Annotated in this window: 6 protein-coding genes; all 6 read right to left on the reverse strand. The window is 77.0% G+C overall.

Going from position 1 to position 6094, the window contains the following annotated elements; genetic code table 11:
- A partial coding sequence (locus tag VGB14_14465; protein ID HEX9994128.1) for a hypothetical protein occupies positions 1-237 on the reverse strand: 237 nt, incomplete at its 3' end.
- A 217-nt stretch (positions 238-454) separates the two neighbouring features.
- On the reverse strand, positions 455-1468 hold the full coding sequence (locus VGB14_14470) for a copper transporter (GenBank protein HEX9994129.1): 1014 nt from the start codon (positions 1466-1468) through the stop codon (positions 455-457).
- Positions 1465-2679, reverse strand: a complete 1215-nt coding sequence (steA, locus tag VGB14_14475; protein ID HEX9994130.1) for a putative cytokinetic ring protein SteA — start codon at positions 2677-2679, stop codon at positions 1465-1467. Before steA ends, VGB14_14470 begins: the two co-directional genes overlap by 4 nt.
- Positions 2676-4307, reverse strand: coding sequence for a DNA repair protein RecN (gene recN, locus VGB14_14480; GenBank protein HEX9994131.1), 1632 nt, complete (start codon positions 4305-4307; stop codon positions 2676-2678). Before recN ends, steA begins: the two co-directional genes overlap by 4 nt.
- A 9-nt stretch (positions 4308-4316) precedes the next feature.
- A complete protein-coding gene (locus VGB14_14485; protein HEX9994132.1) occupies positions 4317-5177 on the reverse strand; it encodes an NAD(+)/NADH kinase in 861 nt (286 codons plus the stop codon).
- A 1-nt stretch (position 5178) separates the two neighbouring features.
- On the reverse strand, positions 5179-6094 hold a 916-nt coding region (locus VGB14_14490), incomplete at its 5' end, for a TlyA family RNA methyltransferase (GenBank protein HEX9994133.1).

Consider the following 6094-nt stretch of genomic DNA (forward strand, 5'->3'; position numbering starts at 1 on the left):
CGAGAGCAGCCCGCCGGCCAGCAGCTCGAAGAGGATGTTCGAGACGAGGTTGGCCGACTGGTACACGTTGCCGAGGTAGGTGGCGCCCACCGCGGCGGTCACGGCCACCACCCGGGCGAGGCCGGTCACCCGGGAGACGAGGTTCCAGGCGGTGATGGTCGCCGTCGCCCGGGCCAGCGATCGGTCCACGACCGGCTCGCCGGCGGCCGCCCCGACCGGCCGGTCGGTGGCCGTCACCGCCGGCCCCCGGTGCCGCTGGGCCGCCGTCGATCGCCGGCCGCCACCCGTTCCCCGACGGCCACCGCTCGCCCCCGTCGGCGGGCCGCGCCGACGGCCCGGTCCGCGAACGTGCCCGCTCGCCCGGGCCGACGGGCGGCGCCGGCGGGCTGGTCCACGAACGCGACCCCTCGCCCCCGTCGGCGGGCGGCGGCGGCGACCGAACGGTCCGCGGCCGTCACGGCTGGGCGTCCTCGCCGACGGGCAGGAGCCGGTCGGCCCCGTCGCCGACGCCGTAGTGGCCGAAGCGCTCGTCGCCCGCGTCCTGGAGGGCGAGGACGGCGGCCGCCCACCCGGCGAACCCCTCCAGGTCGTCGACCGTCGACAGGCTGTCGGCCACGTCGCCGGTGCGGAGCGGCCCGACCAGGTCGGCCCGCTGGGCCTCGGCCTCGGGGTCGTTGCCGGTGATCGCCGTGGCGGCGACGACCGGGACCGGGCCGGACTCGGCCAGCTCCGACAGCAGCGGCACCAGCAGCGCCTCCGGGGGCACGACGGCCCCGTTGCCCGACACGGCCAGCAGGCGGGCGTCGCCGGCCGGTAGCGCCGGCTCGTCGGGCCCGTCCGGTCCCGGCTCGAGGTCGACGAACCCGCTGGCGATCAGCTCGGAGAGCAGCGGGTCGGGCTCGGGCGCCACGGTCGTCGTCGTCACCGGCTGGCCGTCGGGCTCGGCGACCTGGGGCACCGGGCGGAGGGGCTCGGCCAGCACGTCGGCCAGCTCGAGCACGAGCAGACGGCGGATGCGGTCGGGGTCGTCGGAGATGATGCGCACGATCCCGGCCAGCTCCGACCGGGCCTCCTCGTCGTCCAGCCGCAGGCGCTCGGTGAGCCAGAGGGTGCCCCACACGTCGGCTCCGGCAGCGGTGAGCGCGCTCCTCGTGCCGTCCACGGCCTCGCCCTCGACCCCCCGGTCGGCCACCAGCACCACCGGCACGCCGGTCAGGTGGCCCTCGAGCAGGCGGGCGCTCGCCTCCTCGCCCAGCTGGGAGGCCTGCTGCTGGAGGTTGGCGACCTGGGCGGCCAGCCGGTCGTTCTCGGCGTTGGTCTCGTCCAGCCGGTCCTCCAGCCCGGTGAGGTTGTCGCGCAGGCGGGCGACGGTGGCGTCGTCGATGAACGCCGTCCCGGCGGCGATGCCGATGCCGAGGGCGAGGAACACGGCGGCGAGGCTGACGACGTGGAAGCGGAAGTTGATCATCGGGCCGTCAGGTCCACCCAGAGGGTGCGGACGAGGAGCCGGATGGGCTCGCTCACCCACAGCACGACGGCGAAGGTGAAGATGGCCGACAGCACGAGGAACACGAGGTGGCGGCCCCGCACGCCGCCCTGGTACAGCCGGCTCACGCCCTTGGCGTCGACCAGCACGGGGCCGACCCGCATGCGGACGAGGAAGGTCGACGCCATGCCGGCCCGGCCCTTGTCGAGGAACTCGACCATCGAGTTGTGCGTGCCGACGGCGACGATGAGCTCGGCGCCCTTCTCGTAGGCGAGGAGCATGGCGATGTCCTCGCTGGTGCCGGCGGACTCGAACGTGCGGTAGGGCAGGCCGAGCGCGTCCAGCCGGGCGGCGCCCGGCGCCTTGCCGCCCGGGTAGGCGTGGACCACGAGCGCGGCGCCGCAGCGGAGGGCGGCCTCGGTGACCGAGTCCATGTCGCCGATGATCACGTCCGGCCGCACGCCGATGGCGAGGAGGGCGTCGGCCCCGCCGTCCACGCCGATGGCCACCGGCCGGATGTCGCGGATCCAGCCGACCTGGCGGAGGATGTCGAGGTCCTCCCGGTAGTCGGCGCCGCGGACGACGACGAGCGCCTGGCGGTCCCGGAAGTCGACGCCCACGTCGGGCACGTCCGGCTCGTCGGTCAGCAGGTGGCTCTCGCGCTGGAGGTACTCGAGGGTGTTCTCGGCGAAGCGGGCCAGCTCCACCCCCATGGACGCCCTGGCCTCGGCGATGCGCTCCTCGAGCGACGCCAGGCTGTGGCGGGTCCCCTTGGCGATCACGTGCCCGTCGAGCACGACCTGGTCGCCGTCGACGGTCACCACGTCGCCCTCGGCGATCGCCGCCATCACGTCGGGGCCGACGCCGTCGAGCAGGGGGATGCCGGCCGCGGCGACGAGCAGCGGCCCGACGTTCGGGTACCGGCCCGACATCGACTCGGCCGCGTTCACGACCGCGCTGGCCCTGGCCTCGATCAGGGTCTCGGCCGCCACCCGGTCGAGGTCGACGTGGTCGATGACGGCGATCTCGCCAGGCTGGAGCCGCTTCACGAGGTTCTTGGTCCTGCGGTCGACCCTGGCGCGGGCCGTGACGACCGGCGCCGAGCGGTCGCGCTCGGCCGACGGCCCCCAGTCCTCCTGCTGGGCCGGCGGCTCGGGGGCGGGGTCGGGGAGGTGGTCCCGTCTCGCCCTCATCCGGCCTCCCTGGCCGCGAGCGCCCGGCGCTCGGCCGCCGCGGCCGCGAGGAGCTCCTCGGCCGCGCCCCTCGTCGCCGCGCTGTCCGGCGTGCCGGCCAGCATGCGGGAGAGCTCGGCCACCCGCTCGTCGCCCTGGACCCGCCCGGCCGTCGCCACCGTGACCAGGCCCTCGTCCCGCTTGGCCACCGTGAGGTGGTCGTCGGCGAACGCCGCCACCTGGGGCAGGTGGGTGACGACCAGCACCTGGCGATCGGCGGCCAGCGCGGCGAGCGCCCGGCCGACGGCGATCGCCGCCATGCCCCCGATGCCGGCGTCGACCTCGTCGAACACCAGGGTGCCGGGCCCCTCGCCGTCGCTTGCCCGGCCGGGCCCGAGCGCGAGGCGAAGGGCAAGCATGGCCCGCGCCAGCTCCCCGCCCGAGGCCACCTTCGTGAGCGGGAGCAGCGATCCGCCCCGGTTGGCGGCGAGCAGGAACGTGACGTCGTCGGCCGGGTCGGGCCCGTCGACCTCGACCGCCACCCGGGCGCCGGCCATGGCGAGGTCGGCCAGGTGCGCCTCGACGGCCTCGGCCAGCGGGCCGGCCGCGGCCCGCCGGGCGGCGGCGACGGCGGCGGCGGCCGTCGCCTCGTCGGCCCGGGCGGCGGCCAGCTCGGCCTCGAGCGCGGCGGCCCGCTCGTCGTGGGACGCCAGCTCGTCCATCCGCGCCCTGGCCTCGTCGGCGTAGGCCAGCACCTCGGCGAGGGTGTCGCCGTACTTGCGGCGGAGCTCGGCCAGCAGGCGGCGCCTGGCCCGCACCTCCTCCAGGCGCTCGGGGTCGTCCTCCAGGGTCTCGGCCAGGTCGCGGGCGTCGGCCGCGGCGTCGCCGACCTCGGCGGCGAGCGACCGCAGCCGCTCCTCGAGCGACCGCAGCGGCGCCCGCCCGGCCACGGCGGCGACGGCCGCCCCGATGGCGTCGACCGCCCCGCCGTCGGCGACCAGCGCGTGGTGGGCGGCGGCGGCCGCCTCCCGGTGGGCGGTCGCGCCGGCGAGGCGGTCCTCCTCGGCCTCCAGGTCCTCGTCCTCGTCGGGCCCGGCGACGGCGGCCGCGTCCAGCTCGGCGACCTGGAAGCGCAGCAGGTCGAGCTCCCTCGCCCTCGCCCTGGCGTCGCCGCCCAGCCCGTCGAGCGCCTTGGTCACCTGGGCCACCCGCGCCCTCGCCGCCCGCAGCGGCCCGAGGTCCACGCCGCCGACGAGGTCCAGTGCGGCCCGCTGGGTGGCCGGCGACAGCAGCGACTGATGGGCGTGCTGGCCGTGCAGGTCGACCAGGCGGGCGCCGAGCTCGACCAGGGTGGCGACCGCGGCCAGCCGGCCGTTCACGTAGGCCCGGGACCGGCCGGTGCGGGGCACGACCCGGGTGAGGACGACCTCGTCGTCGCCGTCGAGGAAGCGGCCCTCCACCCTGGCCTCGTCCGCCCCCGCCCGCACCATCACGGGGTCGGCCCGCCCGCCAACCAGCAGCTCGATGGCCTCGACGACGAGGGTCTTGCCCGCGCCGGTCTCGCCCGTGAGGGCGGTCATCCCGGGGCCGAGCACGACGGACAGGTCGGCGATGACCCCGAGGTCGGTGACGGCGAGCTCGAGCAGCATGGCGGCCGGTCATCGGTCGTTGAGACCGAACTTCTCCTTCAGGATCCGGTGGAAGTCGCGGGGGCGGAACGTCACGAGGCGGGCGGTGCGGTCCGAGGCCGTGCACACGACGGCGTCGCCCTGGGCGAGCTCGCCGAGGTTGCGCCCGTCGACCGACAGGGTCGCCGGGCGGTGGCCGCACACCTCGAGGCGCAGGCGGCGGGACGGGCCGAGCACGAGGGTGCGGTCGAAGAGCATGTGCGGGGAGACGGCGACGAGCAGCAGCGCCCGGTGCTCGGGCTCGACGATCGGGCCCCTGGCCGAGAACGCGTAGGCGGTGGAGCCGGTGGGCGTGGCGACGATGAGCCCGTCGGCTGCGTAGGTGGTGAAGAAGCGGTCGTCGATCGACACGGCCAGGCGGACGGTGTGGCCCATCGGGGTCTTCTCGACCACCGCCTCGTTGAGGCCGACGTGGTGGCCGTCGCCGTCCCACCCGCTCGCCGCCTCCACGGTGACGTCGAGCAGCATCCGCTCCTCGACGGTGTGCCCGCCGGCCAGCCACCGCTCCAGGCTCTCCTCGAGGTCGTCCGGCTCGACCTGGGTGAGGTAGCCGAGCTGGCCGACGTTCACGCCGAGCACCGGCACCCCCCGCTCGCCGACGAGGTCGACGGCCCGCAGCATGGTGCCGTCCCCGCCCAGGCTGACGACGAGGTCGACGGCCGCCGCCAGGCCGGCCTCGGCCACCGCCCGGTCGTCCAGGCCGGCGAGGGCGGCGTCCTCGGCCGGGAGGACGACGTCGTGCCCGCGCTCGCCCAGCCACTTGGCCGCGGCCCTGGCCAGGTCGGCGGCCTGGTCCCGCTGGTGGTGCAGGACGAGCCCGACCGTCGCCACCTCACGCCCTCCCGGCGGCGGCCTCGGCCACGACGGCGTCGAGGTCGGGCGGCGGCGGGGCTGCCGACCCGGGCGCGAGCGACGCGACGTGGGCGAGGAACTCCACGTTGCCCTCCGTGCCCGTCAGCGGCGAGACCATGCACCCCATCATGGCGGCTGGGTGTGACAGGACCGCGGCGGCCACGTCGCCGAGCACCTGGCGCCACACCTCGGGGTCGGTGACCACGCCCCGTCCCCGGCTCACGGCCCGCCGCCCGGCCTCGAACTGGGGCTTCACCAGCAGGACGAGCGGCGCGCCCGGCGCGGCCAGGCGGAACAGCGCCGGCAGCACGGAGCGGAGGGAGATGAAGGACAGGTCGGCGGTGAGGACGTCGACCGGGCCGCCGACGGCCGCGGGGTCGACCCGGCGCACGTCGGTGCGCTCCAGCACGGTGACCCGGGGGTCGGCCCGGAGGCGCTCGTGGAGCTGGGCCCGGCCGACGTCGACGGCGACCACGCTCGCCGCGCCCCGCTGGAGCAGGCAGTCGGTGAACCCGCCGGTCGACGAGCCGGCGTCGAGGGCGCGGCCGCCGGCGACGTCGATGGAGAAGCGGTCGAGGGCGGCGTCGAGCTTCTCGCCGCCCCGGCTGACGAAGCGGGGCGGCGGGCCGACGACGGTGACGGGCTCGTCCGGCGCCACCAGCCGGGCCGGCTTGTCGGCGACCGCGCCGGCCACCCGCACCCGCCCGGCGGCCACCGCCGCCTGGGCCTGCGCCCGCGTCGCCGCCAACCCTCGCCGGACCAGCTCGGCGTCGAGCCGGCGGCGCGTGCCCGTGCGGCCCGTCGCTACCGGCTCACCCGGCCGTCGGGGTCGAGGCGCCGCCCGCCGACCCGCCGCCGGCGTTGCCCGTGTTCGATTCGGCGTCGCCGGTCCGGTC

The sequence above is a fragment of the Acidimicrobiales bacterium genome (assembly GCA_036399815.1).
Taxonomy (GTDB): Bacteria; Actinomycetota; Acidimicrobiia; order Acidimicrobiales; family DASWMK01; genus DASWMK01.